The organism is Paracoccus versutus (assembly GCF_029909795.1).
Classification (GTDB): domain Bacteria; phylum Pseudomonadota; class Alphaproteobacteria; order Rhodobacterales; family Rhodobacteraceae; genus Paracoccus; species Paracoccus versutus.
Genome location: NZ_CP038197.1, coordinates 489,537 through 508,224 on the forward strand (window position 1 = coordinate 489,537; position 18,688 = coordinate 508,224).

The 18,688-nt window shown below is 68.3% G+C and carries 24 protein-coding genes and 4 pseudogenes; 23 read left to right on the forward strand and 5 right to left on the reverse strand.

What is annotated here, in order from left to right:
* Nucleotides 1-6: 6 nt before the first annotated feature.
* Nucleotides 7-372: a CopM family metallochaperone gene (copM, locus tag E3U25_RS13410; RefSeq protein WP_072464262.1), complete on the reverse strand. Its 366-nt coding sequence runs from the start codon at nt 370-372 to the stop codon at nt 7-9.
* A 330-nt stretch (nt 373-702) separates the two neighbouring features.
* On the opposite strand from copM, the gene E3U25_RS13415 reads away from it, so the two are divergent.
* Both E3U25_RS13415 and E3U25_RS13420 read left to right on the forward strand, forming a co-directional pair.
* On the forward strand, nt 703-1,704 hold the full coding sequence (locus E3U25_RS13415; protein WP_036760660.1) for a glycine betaine ABC transporter substrate-binding protein: 1,002 nt from the start codon (nt 703-705) through the stop codon (nt 1,702-1,704).
* Nucleotides 1,705-1,850: 146 nt separating this feature from the next.
* Nucleotides 1,851-2,903 carry a proline racemase family protein gene (locus tag E3U25_RS13420; RefSeq protein ID WP_116222747.1) on the forward strand — a complete coding sequence of 351 codons (1,053 nt, stop codon included), beginning with the start codon at nt 1,851-1,853 and terminating at the stop codon, nt 2,901-2,903.
* A 159-nt stretch (nt 2,904-3,062) separates the two neighbouring features.
* On the opposite strand, the gene E3U25_RS13425 is transcribed toward E3U25_RS13420, so the two are convergent.
* Nucleotides 3,063-4,073 (reverse strand): GlxA family transcriptional regulator, encoded by a 1,011-nt coding sequence (locus E3U25_RS13425; protein ID WP_244295302.1) that lies wholly within the window; start codon nt 4,071-4,073, stop codon nt 3,063-3,065.
* An 87-nt stretch (nt 4,074-4,160) separates the two neighbouring features.
* Here E3U25_RS13425 and E3U25_RS13430 point away from each other — a divergent pair, with 87 nt between their 5' ends.
* From E3U25_RS13430 to E3U25_RS13485, 13 genes and pseudogenes are all read left to right on the forward strand, one after another.
* On the forward strand, nt 4,161-5,333 hold the full coding sequence (locus E3U25_RS13430; RefSeq protein WP_244295305.1) for a DJ-1/PfpI family protein: 1,173 nt from the start codon (nt 4,161-4,163) through the stop codon (nt 5,331-5,333).
* Between the two features lie 14 nt (nt 5,334-5,347).
* A complete protein-coding gene (locus E3U25_RS13435) occupies nt 5,348-5,791 on the forward strand; it encodes an SRPBCC family protein (protein ID WP_116222749.1) in 444 nt (147 codons plus the stop codon).
* A 45-nt stretch (nt 5,792-5,836) separates the two neighbouring features.
* Nucleotides 5,837-6,484, forward strand: a complete 648-nt coding sequence (locus E3U25_RS13440) for a glutathione S-transferase family protein (RefSeq protein ID WP_116222750.1) — start codon at nt 5,837-5,839, stop codon at nt 6,482-6,484.
* A gap of 62 nt (nt 6,485-6,546) precedes the next feature.
* On the forward strand, nt 6,547-7,077 hold the full coding sequence (locus tag E3U25_RS13445; RefSeq protein WP_116222751.1) for a dihydrofolate reductase family protein: 531 nt from the start codon (nt 6,547-6,549) through the stop codon (nt 7,075-7,077).
* A gap of 71 nt (nt 7,078-7,148) precedes the next feature.
* Nucleotides 7,149-7,409 carry a hypothetical protein gene (locus E3U25_RS13450; RefSeq protein ID WP_116222752.1) on the forward strand — a complete coding sequence of 87 codons (261 nt, stop codon included), beginning with the start codon at nt 7,149-7,151 and terminating at the stop codon, nt 7,407-7,409.
* Nucleotides 7,410-7,445: 36 nt separating this feature from the next.
* Nucleotides 7,446-7,826, forward strand: coding sequence for a cbb3-type cytochrome c oxidase subunit I (locus E3U25_RS13455; RefSeq protein ID WP_208861652.1), 381 nt, complete (start codon nt 7,446-7,448; stop codon nt 7,824-7,826).
* Between the two features lie 5 nt (nt 7,827-7,831).
* Nucleotides 7,832-7,981 (forward strand): hypothetical protein, encoded by a 150-nt coding sequence (locus E3U25_RS13460; protein ID WP_208861653.1) that lies wholly within the window; start codon nt 7,832-7,834, stop codon nt 7,979-7,981.
* Between the two features lie 29 nt (nt 7,982-8,010).
* A pseudogene (locus E3U25_RS13465) lies at nt 8,011-8,651 on the forward strand (cbb3-type cytochrome c oxidase subunit II).
* A 119-nt stretch (nt 8,652-8,770) separates the two neighbouring features.
* Nucleotides 8,771-8,932: pseudogene (locus tag E3U25_RS25060) on the forward strand (cbb3-type cytochrome c oxidase N-terminal domain-containing protein); the annotation flags it as partial.
* Nucleotides 8,933-9,011: 79 nt separating this feature from the next.
* Nucleotides 9,012-9,488, forward strand: a complete 477-nt coding sequence (locus E3U25_RS13470; RefSeq protein ID WP_116222753.1) for a c-type cytochrome — start codon at nt 9,012-9,014, stop codon at nt 9,486-9,488.
* Nucleotides 9,489-9,542: 54 nt separating this feature from the next.
* Nucleotides 9,543-9,776, forward strand: a complete 234-nt coding sequence (locus tag E3U25_RS13475) for a hypothetical protein (protein WP_116222754.1) — start codon at nt 9,543-9,545, stop codon at nt 9,774-9,776.
* Nucleotides 9,777-9,784: 8 nt separating this feature from the next.
* Nucleotides 9,785-10,018: a DUF2189 domain-containing protein gene (locus tag E3U25_RS13480; protein WP_116222755.1), complete on the forward strand. Its 234-nt coding sequence runs from the start codon at nt 9,785-9,787 to the stop codon at nt 10,016-10,018.
* A gap of 69 nt (nt 10,019-10,087) precedes the next feature.
* Entirely contained in the window at nt 10,088-10,348 is a 261-nt protein-coding gene (locus E3U25_RS13485) for a DUF2189 domain-containing protein (RefSeq protein ID WP_116222756.1), read from the forward strand.
* On the opposite strand, the gene E3U25_RS13490 is transcribed toward E3U25_RS13485, so the two are convergent.
* Entirely contained in the window at nt 10,329-10,511 is a 183-nt protein-coding gene (locus E3U25_RS13490) for a hypothetical protein (RefSeq protein WP_052096291.1), read from the reverse strand. The genes E3U25_RS13485 and E3U25_RS13490 overlap by 20 nt on opposite strands.
* Nucleotides 10,512-10,552: 41 nt before the next feature.
* On the opposite strand from E3U25_RS13490, the gene ccoS reads away from it, so the two are divergent.
* The 3 genes and pseudogenes from ccoS to E3U25_RS13500 form a co-directional block, all read left to right on the forward strand.
* Nucleotides 10,553-10,729, forward strand: a complete 177-nt coding sequence (ccoS, locus tag E3U25_RS13495; protein ID WP_116222757.1) for a cbb3-type cytochrome oxidase assembly protein CcoS — start codon at nt 10,553-10,555, stop codon at nt 10,727-10,729.
* A gap of 69 nt (nt 10,730-10,798) precedes the next feature.
* Nucleotides 10,799-11,014 (forward strand): annotated as a pseudogene (locus E3U25_RS25065) (DUF6522 family protein); the annotation flags it as partial.
* Between the two features lie 205 nt (nt 11,015-11,219).
* A pseudogene (locus tag E3U25_RS13500) lies at nt 11,220-11,804 on the forward strand (AMP-binding enzyme); the annotation flags it as partial.
* A 353-nt stretch (nt 11,805-12,157) separates the two neighbouring features.
* Here the strand turns inward: E3U25_RS13500 and groL are convergent.
* Nucleotides 12,158-13,795 (reverse strand): chaperonin GroEL, encoded by a 1,638-nt coding sequence (gene groL, locus E3U25_RS13505; RefSeq protein ID WP_036761420.1) that lies wholly within the window; start codon nt 13,793-13,795, stop codon nt 12,158-12,160.
* A gap of 38 nt (nt 13,796-13,833) precedes the next feature.
* A complete protein-coding gene (locus E3U25_RS13510; RefSeq protein WP_116222758.1) occupies nt 13,834-14,121 on the reverse strand; it encodes a co-chaperone GroES in 288 nt (95 codons plus the stop codon).
* A gap of 197 nt (nt 14,122-14,318) precedes the next feature.
* Here E3U25_RS13510 and E3U25_RS13515 point away from each other — a divergent pair, with 197 nt between their 5' ends.
* The 5 genes from E3U25_RS13515 (at nt 14,319) to E3U25_RS13535 (ending at nt 18,681) form a co-directional block, all read left to right on the forward strand.
* On the forward strand, nt 14,319-15,620 hold the full coding sequence (locus E3U25_RS13515) for a glycosyltransferase family 4 protein (protein ID WP_072463616.1): 1,302 nt from the start codon (nt 14,319-14,321) through the stop codon (nt 15,618-15,620).
* 61 nt (nt 15,621-15,681) lie between these two features.
* Nucleotides 15,682-16,728 carry a TraB/GumN family protein gene (locus E3U25_RS13520; RefSeq protein WP_116222759.1) on the forward strand — a complete coding sequence of 349 codons (1,047 nt, stop codon included), beginning with the start codon at nt 15,682-15,684 and terminating at the stop codon, nt 16,726-16,728.
* Nucleotides 16,718-17,053, forward strand: a complete 336-nt coding sequence (locus E3U25_RS13525) for a DUF4440 domain-containing protein (protein WP_036758438.1) — start codon at nt 16,718-16,720, stop codon at nt 17,051-17,053. The genes E3U25_RS13520 and E3U25_RS13525 overlap by 11 nt, the downstream gene beginning before the upstream one ends.
* The gene (locus tag E3U25_RS13530) at nt 17,053-17,694 is read left to right on the forward strand and encodes a DUF1345 domain-containing protein (RefSeq protein ID WP_116222760.1); all 642 of its coding nucleotides are present in this window, start codon (nt 17,053-17,055) and stop codon (nt 17,692-17,694) included. The genes E3U25_RS13525 and E3U25_RS13530 overlap by 1 nt, the downstream gene beginning before the upstream one ends.
* Before the next feature lie 66 nt (nt 17,695-17,760).
* Complete coding sequence (locus tag E3U25_RS13535; protein WP_036758444.1) at nt 17,761-18,681, forward strand: manganese-dependent inorganic pyrophosphatase; 921 nt, start codon at nt 17,761-17,763, stop codon at nt 18,679-18,681.
* Nucleotides 18,682-18,688 lie beyond the last annotated feature (7 nt).

The following is an 18,688-nucleotide window of genomic DNA, read 5'->3' on the forward strand; positions in this document are numbered from 1 at the left end:
GGCGCCTTACTCGCCGCGCTCCTCAAGCCATTTGCGCATCATGGCGATCTCGGCCTCCTGGGCCTTGATGACCTCTTCGGCCAGCTTGCGCACCTCGGGGTCCGAGCCGTGCTCAAGCACGATCCTGGCCATGTCGATGGCGCCCTGGTGATGCGGGATCATGCCGCGCATGAAATCGACATCGGCATCGCCGGTATGCTCGATCATCATGTCGTCATGCATCCGCTCCATCGCCGCGACATAGGCCTGGGTCGCGGCGCCGTCGGCATCGGCGTGCATGTGATCGCCATGGGCGTCGCCATCCTGCGCAAGGGCAAGCCCGGCCGAGATCGCGAGGGCGCCCGCGGCAAGGATCGGTGCCAGCCGGTTCATCCGACCCTCCTGCGGCCGCGTCGGGTGGGGGTGATGGCCTTGACGCGCGAAGTTCATGAGAAAACCCTCCTGCGTTGCGTTCCAGCCTACAGGAATAGGGCTTTCCACCCCCGGAAGGTCAAGGGCCGGCCGCAGGGATCTGCGGCGGGCAGGCCGGAAAACGGCTTGACAGAATCACACGCGATAGCAAGGTTTCGTATCTGAAATATCGTATACGAAAATAAGGCCCCCAAAGAACCCGAGCCTGTTTGGGGAGATGCAGCCGCCCATACGGGACAGAACCAAGCGGCGCCCTGTCCCGATCAATCGCCGCATGCAGGGAGAAAGAACGTGCAAAGACTACTCGCTTCCACCGTTTTGGCCGCCGGTTTCCTTGGCGGGGCCTGGTCGGCCTCGGCGCAGGATTGCGGCAACGTGACGCTTGCGCTCCACAACGTCCAAAGCGCCGAGCTGCTGACCTATGTCGACAAGTTCATCCTTGAGAACGGCTATGGCTGCAGCGTCGAGACCATCCCCGGCGACACCGTGCCCTCGACCACCTCGATGGTCGAGAAGGGCTCGCCCGACGTTTCGTCCGAGACCTGGGTGGACCTGCTGCCCGAAATCGTGCCGCGCGGGCTGGAGGAGGGCAAGATCGTCTATGGTGCGCCGGCCTTGCCCGACGGCGGCATCCAGGGCTGGTGGATTCCCAAATACCTTGCCGATGCGCATCCCGACATCAAGACGGTCGAGGATGCCCTGGCCCATCCCGAGCTTTTCCCCGACCCGGAAAACCCCGACAGGGGCGTGATCTTCAACGGCGCCGAAGGCTGGGGCGCCACGGTCGTCACCGCGCAGCTGTTCAAGGCCTACGAGGCCGAAAGCAAGGGGTTCAACCTGATGCGGCCGGGCTCGGCCGCCGGCCTCGATGGCGCCATCGCCAGGGCCTATGAGCGGCAGGAGGGCTTCATCACCTATTACTGGGCGCCGACCGCGCTGCTGGGCAAATACGAGCTGGTGCTGCTGGAAGCCTCGCAGGAACACGATCCGGCCGAATGGAAGCGGTGCATCACCAGCCTCGACTGCCCCGATCCCAAGGTCACGGCCTGGCCGGTCGATACGGTGATGACGGTCTTGACCAAGGATTTCGCCGACCGCACCAGCCCCCAGATCCTGGACTATTTCAACACCCGCGGCTGGAGCAACGAAACCGTGGCCAAGCTGATGGCCTGGCAGGCAGAGAGCCAGGCCATGGGCGAGGATGGCGCGATCCACTTCCTTGAGGAAAACAAGGACATGTGGACGAAATGGGTGCCGGCCGAGGTCGCGGAAAAGATCGAAGCCGCGCTTTGATCGCTCCCGCCGCGCGGCCGCGCCGAGCGGCCCGGCGGATCGGGGGCCGCGAATGAAAACCCTCGGTTCGCCCGGACATTCCTCGGGCGAACCGAACCCTCTCTGTCCCAACCCATCCCGACACAATTGCCTCAGGAGAAACAGGAATGGCGTTCAAGCGAATGATCCATGCCGTCGATACGCATGCCGGAACGCCGATGCGGGTGATTACCGGGGGCGTTCCGCATATCCCTGGAAACTCGGTCTACGAGAAGATGAAATGGCTGGAGGCCAATGACGACCAGCTGCGCAAGCTGATGCTGCGCGAGCCGCGCGGCTATTCGGCGCATTGCTGCAACATCATCGTGCCGCCCTCGCATCCCCAGGCGGATGCCGGATACATCATCATGGAGCAGATCGAATATCCGGTCATGTCCGGCGGCAACACCATCTCGGTCGTCACGGTGCTGCTGGAAATGGGCCTGCTGCCGATGAAGGAGCCCATGACCGAACTGGTGCTGGAGGCGCCTGCGGGGCTGATCCGGGTCCGCGCCGAATGCGCGGGCGGCAAGGTCAAGAGCGTGACCTTCCGCAACGTGCCGGCCTTCGCCGCCCATCTGGACGCCGAGATCGAGGTGCCGCATCTGGGCAAGGTCCGCGTCGATGTCGGCTGGGGCGGCATGTTCTATGCCATTGCCGATGTCCGGCAGTTTCCCGGCCTCGAGCTCATCCCCCAGCATGGCCGTGAGATCGCCCGCATCTCGGCGATGATCCGGCAGGCGGCGATCGAGCAGCTTCCGGTCGAGCATCCCGATTATCCGGGCGTGGGCATCACCATCTCGCAGCTTTCCGAGCCGACGGACGATCCGAACGCGGATTGGAGGAACGCCGTCACCATGGCCTCGGGGGATTTCTCCTGGGACAATCCCGCGACCTGGACCGGCGCGCTGGACCGCTGCCCCTGCGGCACCGGCACCTGCGCCAAGATGGCGGTGCTGCATGCCAAGGGCGAGTTGCCGCTGGACCAGAGCTTCCGCCACCAGAGCATCCTGGGCAATGTCTATACCGGGCGGCTGGTCGAGGAGACCGAGATCGCGGGCCGGCGCGCCGTCGTGCCGGAAATCTCGGGGACCAGCTGGATCTACGGGCTCAACACGCTGGTGCTGGATCATGACGATCCCTTCACCGAAGGCTTCACCGTCGGCGATACCTGGGCATAGCTCCGGCCGCCGCGGAGGGCTCGATGCCCTTCGTCATTCGAGAGCGTCCATGGAGTGCAAGGCAAGAAGTAATATCAAGTTCTTGCCCTATAAACCCTCGAAACTCTTGCAATCGAGGGACCGATGCGCGGGTCCGCAAAGCTGCGGCATGGCGACGGTTCAGCCGATCGCGTCCACTGCGGCCGGCGGGTCCATATGCATGTCCCGGAACAGGCGCGGGGTGATGCCGAAGCGGCGCTCGAAGGCTTGCACGAACCGCGGGGCCGGGGACAGGCCGACCTGCGCGGCGACGGTCTTCAGCGGCAGCCCGCGGGACAGGAGCATGCGCGCGGCATCCAGCCGGGCGGTCTCGACGAAGCGGGCCGGGGTCTCGCCCGTCGCCGCGGTGAACTTGCGGTGGAAGCTGCGCTCGGACAGCCCGGCGCGGGCGGCCAGCGACGGCACGTCCAGGGGCGCGTCGAGGTTCGCCTGCATCCAGCCGATCAGATCCCCGAACGGGTTGTCGCCCCGCGCCTGGGCCCTGAGAAGGGGGCTGAACTGCGACTGGTAGCCGGGCCGCCGGGCATAGAGGACCAGCCGCTTGGCCACCTCGCCGGCGATCCCCGCGTCGAGGTCATGCGCGACCATCGCCAGCGCCATGTCGATGCCGGTCGTCACCCCCGCCGAGGTCCAGAGCCTGCCTTCGGCCAGGTAAAGCGCCTCGGGTTCGACCGCGACCCCGGGAAAGGCCCGCGCGAAGGCTTCGCAGGCGTCCCAATGCGTGGCGACCCGGTGCCCGTCGAGCAGCCCCGACGCGGCCAGGACGAAGCCGCCGGTGCAGACCGAGCCGAAGCGCCCGGCCTCTGCCGTCAGCCGCGGAAGCATGGAGCGCAGGACGGGGTCGGCCATCGCCTGCAGCAGGGGCTCCCGTTCGGCGCCCACCACCAGCACGGTCCCGGCTTTCCCCGGCAGTTCGGCGATGGGGCGGGTTTCCAGGGCGATGCCGCTGCTGCTGTCGACGGCCCCGCCCTGGGCCGACAGGGGCACGACCTTGTAGAATGCCGGCCTGCCGCGTTGGCCCAGGGCGCGATTGGCGCCGTTGAAGACCGATGCCGGCCCCGAAATGTCCAGCAGTTCGAAACCCGGATAAAGGATGAAGGCGACCTGGTGCATTGGCCGAAAATACGGCATTTCTGTCATTTCTGCCAGAGGCGCACCTTGCTATCCTTGCCCCATCGCCGAAAGCTGACCGCCACCGCGCAGGAAGGAGCAACCGGCATGAGCGACCTGCAGCCTGACCGCCCGGCACGGCCCAGCAAGCCGATGAAACGTCGCCTCGTCCTGGTGGCCATCCTGGGACTGGCCGTTCTCTCGACGGCGGGCTTCGGCCTCTGGATCGCCTCGCTGCCGCCCGCATCCGTGGCCCTGGCCCCGCCGGTGCCGCAAGCGGAAAGGGGCGCCCTGCTCGCGGCGCTGAAGCCGAAGCGCCCCCGTCCCCTGATCGCCATCGTCGGGATCAACGATGCGACCGAGACCACCGATTACCTGCTGCCCCCTGGCATCCTGAAGCGCGCCGATGTGGCCGAGGTGGTCTCGCTTGCCACCGGCCCCGGCCCGGTGCGGCTGTTTCCCGCGCTGACCGTGCAGCCCGACATGACCATCGCGGACTTCGACGCCGCGCATCCGCAGGGCGCGGATCACGTGATCGTCCCCGCCATGAGCCGCGACGACGACCCCGTGGTGACGGGCTGGCTGCGGGATCAGGCGAGGAAGGGCGCGGTGATCGTCGGCATCTGCGCCGGCGCCAAGGTCGTCGCTGCCGCCGGATTGCTGAAGGGCAAGCGCGCGACGACGCATTGGTATTACCTGGACCGGCTGCGGAAGATCGACCCGACCATCACGCATGCCCCCGACCGGCGGATGGTGGCGGATGGCGGCGTGGTGACGACGACCGGCATCACCGCCTCGATGCCGATGATGCTGACCCTGGTCGAGGCCATCGCGGGCCGGGCCAGGGCGGAAGCCGTCGCCCGCGATCTCGGCATCGCCCGATGGGACGCACGCCATGCCAGCGGCGCCTTCGCGCTGAGCCGGCCTTTCGCGGTGACAGTTCTGGCCAACCGGCTGGCTTTCTGGAACCATGAGGAGTTGGGCATCGCCCTTGCACCGGGCATGGACGAGGTCTCGCTGGCGTTGGCAGCCGATGCCTGGTCGCGGACCTATCGGTCGACGGTGACGGCATATGCCCCGAGCGGCACGGTCGAGACCCGGAACGGCATCCGCCTCATCCCCGACCGGCAGGGCACGGACGGACCGGAAGCGAGGCGTGTCCCCATCTTTCCCGAGAGCCCGCCCGCCGAGGCCCTCGACCGGACCCTTGCAGCGATCGCCGCGCGTTACGGTGCAGGCACCGCCGACGCGGTGGCCATGCAACTGGAATATCCAAGGTAGACACGGAGGACACCATGCCCAGCACCATCCGACTGCACCGCGTCATCGCGGCCAGGCCCGAAAAGCTTTATCGCGCCTTCATCGAGCCGGACGCGGTGGCAAGCTGGCTGCCACCCTACGGCTTTCTCTGCACCGTCCACGAACTGGAGGCGAAGGTCGGCGGCCATCACCGCATGTCGTTTCGCAACTTCACCACCGGCCAGAGCCATTCCTTTGGCGGCACCTATCTGGAACTGATCCCCGGCCAGCGCCTCGTCTATACCGACGGGTTCGACGACCCCAACCTGCCGGGCGAGATGAAGGTCACGGTGGACCTGAAACAGGTCTCCGTCGGCACAGAGATCACCATCGAGCAGCAGGGCGTGCCGGACGTGATCCCCGCCGAGGCCTGCTATCTCGGCTGGCAGGATTCGCTGCGCAAGCTGGCGAAGCTGGTCGAGCCCGAGATCAACCAATAGGCGCGGGCCGCCCGGCCCGGCGATCCCATCACGCGGAGCCTTCCGATGACGCCCACCATCACCGCCTTTGCGCAATCCCCGGATCGCGGCCAAGGGCTGGCGCGGGACATGCGCGTCCGCTGGGCGCTGGAGGAGGTCGGCCAGCCCTACCACACCCGGCTGGTGTCCTTCGACGAGATGAAGCGGCCCGCGCATCTGGCGCTTCACCCCTTCGGGCAGATCCCGACCTATGAGGAAGGCGACCTCGCGCTGTTCGAATCCGGCGCCATCGTGCTGCATATCGCCGGGCGCCATCCGGGCCTACTGCCCGAGGACGCGAACGCGCGGGCGCGGGCGATCATGTGGATCTTTGCCGCGCTCAACACCATGGAGCCGCCCATCGTCGAGCACGAACAGGCGCGTTACCATGAACACGACAAGCCCTGGCACCGGGCCCGCCTTCCCCTGCTGGAAAAACGCATCCATGGCCGGCTGGAACAACTGTCCAACCGGCTCGGCGATGCCGACTGGCTTGACGGCGCCTTCAGCGCCGGCGACCTGCTGATGGTGACAGTGCTGCGCAGGCTGGAGGGCAGCGGCATGCTGGACGCATTTCCGAACCTCTGCGCCTATGTCGCGCGCGGCAAGGCGCGTCCCGCCTATCAGCGCGCCTTCGACGCGCAGCGGGCGGTGTTCACGGCATCGAATGGCTGAGCAGGGACCGCTTGCGGCAGGATCACGGCGGGCTGAACCAACGGCCAGGGAGGATATGCAGCATGGCGAAATTCCTCTTCGGAATGAACCTGTCGCTGGACGGCTATGTCGATCACGACGCCTTCGTGCCCGATCCGGTGCTGTTTCACCATTGGACCGGGCAGGTGCGCGGCCTGGCCGGCAGCCTCTACGGCCGCCGCATCTACGAGGTGATGCGCTGTTGGGACGAGGACCATCCCGAATGGAGCGCCGAGGACCGCGCCTTCGCGGATGCCTGGCGGCGCCAGCCGAAATGGGTGGTCTCGCGCTCGCTGACCTCGGTCGGTCCCAATGCGACGCTGGTTGCGGATGACATCGAGGCGCGGATCCGCCGCCTCAAGGCGGAACGCGCCGGAGAGATCGACGTCGCCGGGCCGGAGCTGGCGCAAAGCCTGGGCGAGTGGGGGCTGATCGACGAATATCGGCTCTATTTCCACCCGGTCGTGCTGGGCCGCGGCAAGCCGTTCTTCGCCGGCCCCCGGCCCCCGCTGCGCCTTGTCGCCAGCGACCGCATCGGCGGAGAGGTGATCCGGCTGACATACGCGCCCGCCTAGCGCGGCGGGGAGTTGCCCCGGCCGGACACGCGTGCGTCGCCGGTCCGTGCCGGCGGAGCTATCTTGCCGCGATGGCGGCGCCTTGCGCCAGCCTGACGGGGGCGGGGCTGCTCTATTGGCCCGAGGCGACGCCGCCCTGGCCCGCCACCCGCTTCGGGCCGCTGCGGCCGGCCCATGCCACCGGCATCCTCTTCGGCTTTGGCGGCAATGCGCTGATCCCGGCCTTGTTCCATGTCGTCCAGCGCAACGCGCGCGCGCGGCTGCCGGGGGCCCTGGGTGCTGCTGCAGGGCTACAACCTGTTCTGCTGCCGGGGCGGTCACGGGCTGTCTGACGGGCGCAACCCACGCTGAACGGCGGCGGGCACAAGGTGCGCGACGACGCCACGCTGCGTTTCATGTTCGTCGCGGCGGCGTTCTACGGGCTCTTGGCCTTCGAGGGCTCGTTCCTGGCGATCCGGCCGGTCAACGCGCTGTCGCGTTGCACCGACTGGACTGTGGGGCACGTCCATTCCGGCACGCTTGGCTGGCTGGCGATGATCATCTTCGGCTCGCTTTATACGCTGGTGCCCCATCTGGCCGGGCAGGACGGGATGCGCTGGCCGCGGGCGGTCGAGCGGCATTTCCGACTGGGGGTGCCGGCGACGCTGGTCCATGTCGTCGCCATATGGAACGCGGGCGTCCCCCAGGGGCTGATGTGGCGCACCATGACGCAGGTGGCGCGCGGTCCCACGGCTTCCTGCAATCGGTGATGGCGATGGCGCCCTATGACCTGCTGCGCACCTTCGGCGGCGCGCTGTTCCTGCTTGGGGTGCTGATCTGCGTGGCCAATACCCTCGACCTTCCGCCAGCGCCGCGCGCGGGAGCAAGTCCACGCGACCATGGCGGCGGAGGAGCGCGATGCTGAGGCTGCATTGCAGCCTGGAAAAGCTGTCCATGGGGCTGGTGGCGGGGATCATCGTCGCGGCCTCGACCGGCGGCATCGTCGAGATCGCGCCGCTTTTCACCATCCAGCGCACGGTCGAGATCCCCGCGGATCTGCGCCGCCGACGCCGCTGGAACTGGGGCGCGAGATCCACATGCGCGAGGGCTGCCATTGCCTGCCACAGCCAGATGATCCGCACCCCGGCCGATGAGATCGACCGCCACGGCCCCTATTTCATCGTGGGCGAAAGCGCCTGGGATTTCCCGACGCCGTGGGGATCGAAACGCACCGGGCCGGATATCGTCCGGCTGGGGGGCAAGTATTCCGACGACTGGCGCGTCGCGCGCGCGAGGTGGTGCCGGCCTCGATCATGCCGGCCTGTCCCTGGCTGATGCGGCCGCTGGAGATCGCCGTGCTGGCGCGGCTCGGCGTGCCCTATGACGACGGGATGGTCGCCCATGCCGCCCGCGACGCCGCTGGGCAGGCCATGCCCGACGGCGACGCGGCGGGTTTCGCGGAACGCCACGGCGACCGGCCGCCCATCCGCGCCTTCGACGGCGATCCGGGGCGGCTGACGGAGATGGATGCGCTGGCCGCCTATCTGCAATCCCTGGGCCGGCTGACCGGGGTCGCCAGCGGGAAGGGCGGGTGATGGCGCTGCATGATTTCCTGGTCCTGATGGCCAAGACCTTCGGGCTTTTTGGATGATGGGTTTCTTCGGCGTGGCTTTGTGGCTGGCCTGGCGCCCCTCGGCGCGGCAGGGGGCCGGGGATGAGCGGCAAGCAAGAGATCGACCCCGTCACCGGCTACGAGACCACCGGCCATGACTGGAACGGCATCAAGGAGCTGAACACGCCCTTTCCGCGCATCGTGATCTGGGCGCCGGCGCTGAGTTTCGCCTATTCGGTCGTCGCCTGGGTGCTGCTGCCCGCCTGGCCCCTGGGCCGCGACTATACCCGCGGCCTACTGGGCATCGACCAAGGCCACCGAGACCGAGGCCGGCCATGCCTGCATGACCGCCCTGTGCGCGGGCTGGAAGGACCGCTTCGCCACGGGCGATTTCAAGGCGCTGGCGGCGGATGCCGGTCTGATGACCGTGGCCCGCCCGGCGGCAGCGCGGCTCTTTGCCGACAATTGCGCCGCCTGCCACGGCGCCGAGGGGCAGGGCAGGGACGGCCATGGCGGCACGGGTTTCCCGGCGCTGGACGACGGCGACTGGCTGCGGTCCACGGACCCCGCCGATATTGCCCAGCTGATCTGCGTCGGCGTCAACAACAACCACCCCGAGACGAATAGCGTCCAGATCATGGGTTTCGGCCGCGACGGGATGCTGTCGCGCGCGGAGATCGAGCAGCTGGTGCCCTATGTCATCGCCTTCGACGGCACCGCCGATCCCGACATCCCCGCCGCGACGCTGTTCGCCGACAACTGCGCCTCGTGCCATGGCGAGCGGGGCGAGGGCGGCATGAGCCTCGGTGCGCCCTCATAGGCCGACGAGCAATGGATCTATGGCGGCACGCCCGCCGCCATCTGCGCCACGCTGATGAACGGCCGCGCCGGGGTCTTGCCGGCATGGGAAGGCCGGCTGACCGAGGTCGAGCGCAACCTGCTGGCGCTTTACGTCGCCGGCCTGCCGGGGGCGCAAAGGCGGCTAGCGATCTGTGCCGCGGCCGTGGCGCTGCTGGTCTTTGCCGCCGCCAATGTCCATCTGGTCGCCGTGGCCTTTCGCTCGCAGCCGGAATGCGCCGCGATCTCGCCCGACCGGCACAACTGTTAGGGGCGTTAATGCTGGAACCCCTTCCCATGCGGCGCGCGTCCCCGCGGCCCCAGGACACGCTGGCCCGCAACCTGTCCGCGCGGGTGGCGCTGGACTGCCTTGCGGCGGGCTGGCGCGATTTCCGCCGCAACCCCCTGGCCAACCTTGGGGTAGCGCTGTTCCTGCTTTCGGTCGCGGCGGTCTGGACCCTGTGGCATTTCTGCCTGATATACTTGGTGCTGCCCGCGCTGGCGGGCGCATGATCCTGGGGCCTGTCCTGGCCATCGGGCTTTCGCGCGCTGGCACGGGGCGAAGGCGCGTATCTGGCCGACATGCGCCATTCCCGCGCCGCTGCGGGCGCGCAGCTTGCCTGTGCGGGACTGCTTCTGTGCCTGCTGCTGTTCTGGCTGCGCACGGCGGACCTGCTTTACGCGCTGTTCTTCTGGCTGCGATCCTATCCGGGGGCGGGCGAGGCGCTGGCCGACACCTTCACCACCCTGCGCGGCTGGATGCTGCTGCTGACCGGCAGACTGGTCGGTGGGCTGTTCGCGGGCTTCGCCTTCGCCATCGCCTTTATGCCCTGCCGATGCTGATGTCCGAGCGGCGCGATGCGCTGACCGCGCCGGGGTTCAGCTTTGCGATGCTGGCGCGCAATCCCGGCCCCTCGCTGGCCTGGGGCGCGATCGTCACGCAGGGCATCGCGCACAGCGTCGCGACCGGGCTTCTGGAGCTGATCCTGATCTTGTCCCGGGCCACGGCACCTGGCACCTTTTCCGTGCCATCCTGGGGGATCGGGCATGAGCCTGGCCCTGCTGATCCCGCTGTCGCTGGCCATGGGCCTTTCGGGGCTTGCGGCTTTCCTGGGGGCGCTGCGCAACCGCGAGTTCAAGGGTCTGGATGGGGCGGCATGGCGCGTCCTGATGACCGGCGACGAAGGGGGAAGGCGGGCACGGCGCCCCTGCGGCCGAAGCTGAGCAAGCCGAGCGGATCGAGATTGCCGACGGCCGCTTCGTCGTCGGCGCGGACCTGCTTGCCGCGGCTTTCGGCAGCCGGCCGAAGCCACGCGAGCCCTGATCCGCGACGGCGGCACCACCAGCCGCACCGAGCGCGGCACAGGCAGCGACATCGGCCTGCACCGCCTGACCTTCCATCACGACGGCCACATCTTCAGGATCGTCATCGATGCCGAGGACCGCATCGCGAAGCGCCTGCGCTTCGTCATGCCTACCCGCAAGCCAGCGGCCGGGAACGGGCGATAAAGTGCCTCTGGCAGAGAATTTTGCGTCTCGGCCATCGCGTTTCCCGTCGCGACCTGCCGGAGAGGTTGATGATTTTTAGGTAAATTGATTCATGCAAATAATATTTTGAGATAAATATCTTCAGTCATTTCGAGGATTTTTCACCCTCGTCTATCGGCGATCCCGACTGTCAGCCGTGCCTGGTCCTCCTCGATTGGAAAGACAAGGCGCGCGCATCGCCGGCACCGTCGGCCTGCCGCTGCCCGGCACCGAGATCATCGTCACCGACCCGGAAACCGGCGTGGAACTGCCGCGGGGCGAGATCGGCATGATCGAGGTGCGCGGCCCGAACGTGTTCAAGGGCTATTGGCGCTTGCCGGAAAAGACCGCCGCCGAGCTGCGCGAGAACGGCTTCTTCATCACCGGCGACCTGGGGAAATTCGACGAGCGCGGCTATCTGCACATCGTCGGCCGCGGCAAGGATTTGATCATCACCGGCGGCTACAATGTCTATCCCAAGGAGGTCGAGGCCGAGATCGACGCGCTGCCCGGCGTGGTCGAATCTGCCGTGATCGGCCTTCCGCATGGCGATTTCGGCGAGGGGGTTACGGCGGTCGTGGTCCCGACCGGCAGTCCGGCGCTGGCCGAGGCGGGGGTGCTGGCGGCGCTGGCAGGGCGGCTGGCCAGGTTCAAGCAGCCCAAGCGCGTGCTCTTCGTCGAGGAACTGCCGCGCAACACCATGGGCAAGGTGCAAAAGAACCTGCTGCGCCAGCGCTTCGCCGGGCTCTACGACCAGCCGGAAGGGTGCTGAAGGCCTGACAGGGCGCGGCCTGCGGTCGCCAGGCCGTCTCCGTCTTCCCGGGCATGAAAATCTTCGGGTAAAGGACCGGGGGAGGGCTGTGGCCTCTGCCAGGAAAAGCGCATGGCCTTGCATGGGCCCTGGGCCGGCCCGTCCTTTCCCGACAGGTTCCCGGCCCCACCCCGGCCCCAGCCCGGCCCGGTGCGGCCCCAGCCCGGCCCGGTGCGGCCCCGGTGCGGCCCGGTGCGGCCCGGTGCGGCCCAGAGCGGCCCCGGTGCGCGGCAAGGCCCTTGTTCTGGCGCGGTCCGCCCGCGAAAAAGGCCGCCCCCTGCGGGGCGGCCCGGTCTTTCGCCGCTTCGGGCAGCTTACATCATGCCGCCCATGCCGCCCATGTCGGGCATGCCGCCGGCGGGGGCCTTGGGCTCGGGCTTCTCGGCGATCATCGCCTCGGTGGTGATCAGCAGGCCGGCGACCGAGGCCGCATCCTCCAGCGCGGTGCGCACCACCTTGGCCGGGTCGATCACGCCGAACTTGAACATGTCGCCATATTCCTCGGTCTGCGCGTTGAAGCCGAAGGCCTTGTCCGAGGATTCGCGCACCTTGCCGGCAACCACCGCGCCGTCCACGCCGGCGTTCTCGGCGATCTGGCGCATCGGCGCCTCCAGCGCACGGCGGATGATGGCGATGCCGGCTTCCTGGTCCGAGTTCGCACCGGCCAGCCCTTCCAGCGCCTTGGCCCCCTGCACCAGCGCCACGCCGCCGCCGACCACGATGCCTTCCTGCACCGCGGCGCGGGTCGCGTTCAGCGCGTCGTCCACGCGGTCCTTGCGCTCCTTGACCTCGATCTCGGTCATGCCGCCGACGCGGATCACCGCCACGCCGCCGGCCAGCTTGGCCACGCGCTCCTGCAGCTTCTCGCGGTCGTAGTCCGAGGTGGTCTCCTCGATCTGCTGGCGGATCTGGGCGACGCGCGCCTCGATCTCGGCCTTCTCGCCGGCGCCGTCGACGATGGTGGTGTTGTCCTTGTTGATCGAGATCTTCTTGGCCCGGCCCAGCATGTCGATGGTGACATTCTCCAGCTTCATGCCCAGGTCTTCCGAGATCACCTGGCCGCCGGTCAGGATGGCGATGTCCTGCAGCATGGCCTTGCGGCGGTCGCCGAAGCCCGGCGCCTTCACCGCGGCGATCTTGAGCCCGCCGCGCAGCTTGTTCACGACCAGCGTCGCCAGGGCCTCGCCCTCGACGTCCTCGGCCACGATCAGGAGCGGCTTTTGCGACTGGATCACGGCCTCGAGCAGCGGCACCATCGGCTGCAGCGACGACAGCTTCTTCTCGTGCAGCAGGATATAGGCATCCTCCAGCTCGGCGATCATCTTGTCGGCGTTGGTGACGAAATAGGGCGAGAGATAGCCGCGGTCGAACTGCATCCCCTCGACGACCTCGACCTCGGTCTCCATGCCCTTGTTCTCTTCGACGGTGATCACGCCCTCGTTGCCGACGCGCTGCATCGCCTCGGCGATCTGCTGGCCGATGAAGGCCTCGCCATTGGCCGAGATGGTGCCGACCTGCGCCACTTCCGAGCTGTCGTTGACCGGGCGGGCGGCGGATTTGATGGCTTCCACGACCTTGGCGGTGGCCATGTCGATGCCGCGCTTGAGGTCCATCGGGTTCATGCCGGCGGCCACGGCCTTGAGGCCCTCGCGCACGATGGCCTGGGCCAGAACGGTGGCGGTGGTGGTGCCGTCGCCGGCCTCGTCATTGGTGCGCGAGGCCACTTCGCGCACCATCTGCGCGCCCATGTTCTCGAACTTGTCGGAAAGCTCGATCTCCTTGGCGACCGAAACGCCGTCCTTGGTGATGCGCGGCGCGCCGAAGGACTTGTCGATCACCACGTTGCGCCCCTTCGGGCCCAGCGTCACCTTGACCGCATCCGCAAGGATGTTCACGCCCTTCAGCATCCGGTCACGCGCGTCGCTGTTGAACTTAACTTCTTTCGCAGCCATCTGTTCTGCTCCTTGAATGGGTTATCGGAAGGGGACGATCAGGCGATGATGCCCAGGATGTCGCTTTCCTTCATGATCAGCAGTTCTTCGCCATCGACCGAGACCTCGGTGCCCGACCATTTGCCGAACAGCACCCGGTCGCCGGGCTTGACCGCGGGCGCGATCAGCTCGCCCGAATCCTTGCGCGCGCCTTCGCCCACGGCGATGATCTCGCCCTCGGCGGGTTTTTCCTTGGCGCTGTCGGGGATGATCAGCCCGCCCTTGGTTTTCTCGTCCGACTGGACGCGACGGACCAGAACGCGGTCGTGCAGCGGTTTGAAAGCCATTGTAGAACACTCCGGTGTTTCAGGTTGCAGTGTTGCAGCTGTTGGCACTCGGATCGGGTGAGTGCCAATGGCGAACCATCTAGGCGCCTGCCCGCGGCCTGTCAACGGTCTGCAATCGCGAAATCGGCCATGAAATCCGCTTGACGGGCTTTCCGCGGCGCGGCTAGGCCGAAGGGAAAGCAGCGGGGGCGGAGCTTATGGTGGAACGGCGTCTGAAGGCCCTTGTCATCGCCGAGGCGGCGAACCCGGAATGGGTCTCGGTGCCGCTGGTCGGCTGGTCGCTGGCCCATGCGCTGCGCGGGGTGGCCGATGTGCATATCGTCACCCAGGTCCGCAACCGCGAGGCGATCCTGCGCGCCGGCCTGGTCGAGGGGCGCGATTTCACCGCCATCGACAGCGAAAAGCTGGCCGCGCCGATGTGGCGGCTGGCCGAGCGGCTGAGCATGGGCAAGGGCGTGGGCTGGACGATGAAGACCGCGGTCTCGACCCTGGGCTACGGCTATTTCGAGCGGCTGGTCTGGCGCGCCTTCGGCCCGGCGATCCGCGCCGGGCAATACGATGTCGTGCATCGGGTGACGCCGCTGACGCCGACGGCGAACAGCCGCATCGCGCCGCTTTGCGCCCGCGCGGGCGTGCCCTTCGTCCTGGGGCCGCTGAACGGCGGCGTGCCCTGGCCCAGGGGGTTCGACAGCGAGCGGCGGCGGGAAAGGGAATGGCTGTCCTATGTCCGCGGCGCCTACAAGGCGCTGCCGGGCCGCGGCGCGATGCTGCGCCATGCCTCGGCCATCCTCTGCGGCTCGCTGCACACGCTGGGCGAGATCCCGGCGCGCTACCGGGCCAAGACCGTCTGGCTGCCGGAAAACGCCATCGAGCCCTCGCGCTTCAGCCTGACCGCGCCGCAGCCCGGCACATTGCCGCTGCGCGGCTGCTTCATCGGCCGGCTGGTGCCCTACAAGGGCGCCGACATGGCGATCGAGGCGGCGCTGCCCTTGCTGCGCGACGGCCGGATGGTGCTGGACATCGTCGGCGACGGCCCGCAGGCCGAGGCGCTGCGCGACCTGGTCGCGCGCGAAGCGGTGGGGCAGGCAGTGCGTTTCCACGGCTGGCTGCCGCATGCCGAGGTGCAGGGCGTCGCGGCGCAGGCGCAGCTTCTGGTGTTCCCCTCGGTGCGCGAGTTCGGCGGCGGCGTGGTGCTGGAGGCGATGGCGCTTGGCGTGGTGCCGGTGATCGCCGATTACGCGGGACCGGGCGAGCTGGTCGACGACGCGACGGGTTTCCGCATTCCGATGGGCCGCCGCGCCGATCTGGTGGCGGGGCTGCGGGCGCGGCTGGAGGCCATCGCCGCCGATCCGGCGGTGCTGCCCGCGATGGCGGCGGCGGGGCAGGCCCGCGTCATGCGCGATTTCACCTGGGCCGCCAAGGCCGCGCAGGTCGAGCGCATCTGGCGCGCCGTCGCGGCCGGGGCGCCCCCGCCGCAGGAGCTGCCCCTGCCGCGCTAGGCTGGCGCCCTGCGCGCGCCCGTGCCATGCTGCCGCCATCCTCGATGCCGGAACCGATCCCATGCGCCTCAAGCCGATCCTGACCGCCCTTTTCGCCGCCGCGACCCTGGCCTTGCCGGCGGCGGCGCAGGATTGCGTGGGCCAGAACCTGTTCGAGCGCATGCCGCCCGCGCGGCTGGCCGAACTGCACGCGGCCGCCGAGGGCGTGCCCTATCGCCAGGGCCTGTTCTGGCGGGCCGAAAAGGGCGAGCGGCGGGTGACGCTGCTGGGCACCTATCACTTCGCCGATCCGCGCCACGGCCTCGCCATGGACCGCTTCGGCCCCGAGCTCGACGAAGCCGCCCTGCTGATGGTCGAGGCCGGCCCCGAGGAAGAGGCGCGGCTGACCCAGGCCATGGCCGCGGACCCGTCCCTGCTGGTCGACCCCGAGGGGCCGACCCTGCCCGAGCGCTTCACCGATGCCGAGTGGAAATCGCTTGCGGCCGCGCTGGAGGCGCGGGGCCTGCCGGCGGTGATCGCCAGCCGGCTGCGGCCCTGGTATGTGGCGGTCATGCTGGGGGTCTCGCCCTGCATGATGCGGCTGATCGAGGAAAGGGGCGATCCCGGCGGGCTCGATCACCTGCTGGTGGAACGCGCCCAGGCCGCCGGGGTGCCGGTTCGCGCGCTGGAGCCCTGGGACACGGTCCTGACCCTGTTCGCGGACATGACCCCCAGGGAAGAAGAGGACATGATCCGCGCCGCCATGCCCGCCGCCGAATATGCCGACGATTACGCGGTGACGCTGGCCGATACCTATTTCGCCGGCGACAGCTGGCTGATCTGGGAGTTCGGCCGTTTCGACGCCTATGACCATTCCGGCCTGAGCCGGGCCGCGGTCGACGAGCAGATGCGGCTGGCGCAGGAAAAGCTGATGGACCGGCGGAACGAAAGCTGGATCGAACCGATTGAGCAGGCGGCGGCCGAGGCGGCCGGGCAGGGCAAGGGCGTGGTGATCGGCTTTGGCGCGCTGCACCTGCCGGGAGAGCATGGCGTGCTGCGGCTGCTGGAGGAAAGGGGCTGGAGCATCAGCCCGATCATGCTGGAGGAGGGGACGGGCGATGGCGGATGAGCTTTGGCGCGAGGAACGCGAATTCTGGCTGGCCGGGGTGGCCGAGGCGGCGCGCAAGCTTGACGGCTCCTGCCTGATGGCCTTTCAGCCCAGGGGCATCATGAACCGCGCCGCGGTGATCGCCGCGCTGCAATCCGCCCCGCGCTGGCAGGAAGTGACCATGGCCGACCGCGCCAGCATCGAGACCGACGAGGTTTGCGTGCTGGCCTATCGCGCCACCGCGCGCCGCGCCGGGGCCGAGACCTATCGCGCGCTCTGCACCACGACCTGGATCCGCCGCGCCGGCGACTGGCGCATCCTGCAGCACCAGCAGACCCCGGTCTGATGCTGCAAGACCTGCGCAGGCACCTGCGCTTCCTGCTGAGCTTTGCGCTTGGCCTTGCCGCGGGGCTGGCGCTTTACCGCATGCAGCCGGTGGACCGGCTGCTGGTCTTTTCCGTGCTGTTCTGCACCGGCTACCTGCTGCTGACCGGGCTTCTGATGCGGGGCATCAGCGCGCAGGATCTGCGCGGCCAGGCCGACCGCGACGACGAGGGGATGATCCTGATCGTGCCGCTGGCCGTCGGCGCGGTGGCGATCAGCCTGGCCGCCATCCTGCTGACGATCCGCGACCCCCATGCCGGGATCGCGCTGCGCCCGGTGCTGGCGCTGGCCTCGGTGCCGCTGGGCTGGGCGATGATCCATACCGTCATGGCCTTCCACTATGCCAGCCTGTGGTATGCGCCCGGCCCGGACGGGACCGAGGCGCGGGGCCTGGGCTTTCCGGGCCTGGCCCCGGACGCGGATGCGGGGATCTGGGATTTCCTCTATTACAGCTTCACGCTGGGCATGGCGGCGCAGACCGCGGACGTGACGGCGCTGAGCACGCGGATGCGGCGGGTGACGCTGTTCCATTCGGCCTTCTCGTTCTTCTACAACACCGTGCTGCTGGCGCTGGCGGTGAATGCGGCCGTCTCGCCGGGTTGATAGACATTGCCGGGCCGCGCCCCTATAACCCCGGCGAATTTTCCGCCCAAGCTTCAGGGGATCCCCATGATCAAGGTTTTCGGCCACAAGGCCCCCGACACCGATTCGACCGGCTCGCCCATCATCTGGGCCTGGTATCTGTCCGAGGTGCGCAAGACCCCCGCGCAGGCCGTGCTTCAGGGCGAGCCGAACACCGAGGCCGCCTGGATGCTGGCGAAATGGGGCCTCGACCAGCCCCAGATCATCGCCGACGTGGCGCCGGGCGAGCAATGCGTGGTGGTGGACACCAACAACCCCGCCGAGCTGCCCGATTCGCTGGCCGAGGCCGATGTGATCGAGATCATCGACCACCACCTGCTGGCCGGCGGCATCCGCACGCGCCTGCCGATCAACATCACCATCCGCCCGCTGGCCTGCACCGCGACGATCATGCACGACCTGATCGGCGACGAGGATCTGGCCCGCGCGCCCCGCGCCATCAAGGGCGCGATGCTGACCTGCATCCTGTCGGACACGCTGGAGTTCCGCAGCCCGACCACCACGCCCCACGACCGTTTCGTGGCCGAGAAGCTGGCAAAGGATCTGGGCGTCTCGATCCCCGAATACGCGGCCGAGATGTTCGCGGCCAAGTCGGACGTGTCGGCCTTTACCGAGGAAGCCCTGCTGCGTATGGACAGCAAGGAATACGAGCTGGGCGGCAAGCAGCTGCGCGTCTCGGTGCTGGAGACGACCGCGCCGCAGGTGCTGCTGGACCGCAAGGCGGCGCTGATGGCCGCCATGCCCGCCGTTGCGGCCGCCGATGGCGCCGACGAGGTGCTGCTGTTCATCGTCGACATCCTGAACGAGGAAGCGACCTTGCTGGTGCCGAACGATTTCGTCCGTCAGGTCGCCGAGAAAAGCTTCAACGCCACGGTTTCGGGCGACAGCGTGGTGCTGCCCGGCGTCATGTCGCGCAAGAAGCAGATCATCCCGGCCCTGGCCGTCTGACCGAAGG

Bases quoted from the DNA above. Each gene is read 5' to 3' on its own strand.
- E3U25_RS13440 (WP_116222750.1), top strand. From the start codon at position 5,837: ATGACGCCCACCATCACCGCCTTTGCGCAATCCCCGGATCGCGGCCAA.
- E3U25_RS13470 (WP_116222753.1), top strand. From the start codon at position 9,012: ATGACCGCCCTGTGCGCGGGCTGGAAGGACCGCTTCGCCACGGGCGAT.
- E3U25_RS13530 (WP_116222760.1), top strand. From the start codon at position 17,053: ATGCTGCAAGACCTGCGCAGGCACCTGCGCTTCCTGCTGAGCTTTGCG.
- E3U25_RS13430 (WP_244295305.1), top strand. From the start codon at position 4,161: ATGAGCGACCTGCAGCCTGACCGCCCGGCACGGCCCAGCAAGCCGATG.
- E3U25_RS13510 (WP_116222758.1), bottom strand. From the start codon at position 14,121: ATGGCTTTCAAACCGCTGCACGACCGCGTTCTGGTCCGTCGCGTCCAG.
- E3U25_RS13460 (WP_208861653.1), top strand. From the start codon at position 7,832: ATGGCGCCCTATGACCTGCTGCGCACCTTCGGCGGCGCGCTGTTCCTG.
- E3U25_RS13515 (WP_072463616.1), top strand. From the start codon at position 14,319: ATGGTGGAACGGCGTCTGAAGGCCCTTGTCATCGCCGAGGCGGCGAAC.
- E3U25_RS13535 (WP_036758444.1), top strand. From the start codon at position 17,761: ATGATCAAGGTTTTCGGCCACAAGGCCCCCGACACCGATTCGACCGGC.
- E3U25_RS13480 (WP_116222755.1), top strand. From the start codon at position 9,785: ATGCTGGAACCCCTTCCCATGCGGCGCGCGTCCCCGCGGCCCCAGGAC.
- E3U25_RS13475 (WP_116222754.1), top strand. From the start codon at position 9,543: ATGAACGGCCGCGCCGGGGTCTTGCCGGCATGGGAAGGCCGGCTGACC.
- E3U25_RS13425 (WP_244295302.1), bottom strand. From the start codon at position 4,073: ATGCCGTATTTTCGGCCAATGCACCAGGTCGCCTTCATCCTTTATCCG.
- E3U25_RS13450 (WP_116222752.1), top strand. From the start codon at position 7,149: ATGGCGGCGCCTTGCGCCAGCCTGACGGGGGCGGGGCTGCTCTATTGG.
- E3U25_RS13445 (WP_116222751.1), top strand. From the start codon at position 6,547: ATGGCGAAATTCCTCTTCGGAATGAACCTGTCGCTGGACGGCTATGTC.
- E3U25_RS13435 (WP_116222749.1), top strand. From the start codon at position 5,348: ATGCCCAGCACCATCCGACTGCACCGCGTCATCGCGGCCAGGCCCGAA.
- copM (WP_072464262.1), bottom strand. From the start codon at position 372: ATGAACCGGCTGGCACCGATCCTTGCCGCGGGCGCCCTCGCGATCTCG.
- E3U25_RS13520 (WP_116222759.1), top strand. From the start codon at position 15,682: ATGCGCCTCAAGCCGATCCTGACCGCCCTTTTCGCCGCCGCGACCCTG.
- groL (WP_036761420.1), bottom strand. From the start codon at position 13,795: ATGGCTGCGAAAGAAGTTAAGTTCAACAGCGACGCGCGTGACCGGATG.
- E3U25_RS13525 (WP_036758438.1), top strand. From the start codon at position 16,718: ATGGCGGATGAGCTTTGGCGCGAGGAACGCGAATTCTGGCTGGCCGGG.
- ccoS (WP_116222757.1), top strand. From the start codon at position 10,553: ATGAGCCTGGCCCTGCTGATCCCGCTGTCGCTGGCCATGGGCCTTTCG.
- E3U25_RS13420 (WP_116222747.1), top strand. From the start codon at position 1,851: ATGGCGTTCAAGCGAATGATCCATGCCGTCGATACGCATGCCGGAACG.
- E3U25_RS13485 (WP_116222756.1), top strand. From the start codon at position 10,088: ATGCGCCATTCCCGCGCCGCTGCGGGCGCGCAGCTTGCCTGTGCGGGA.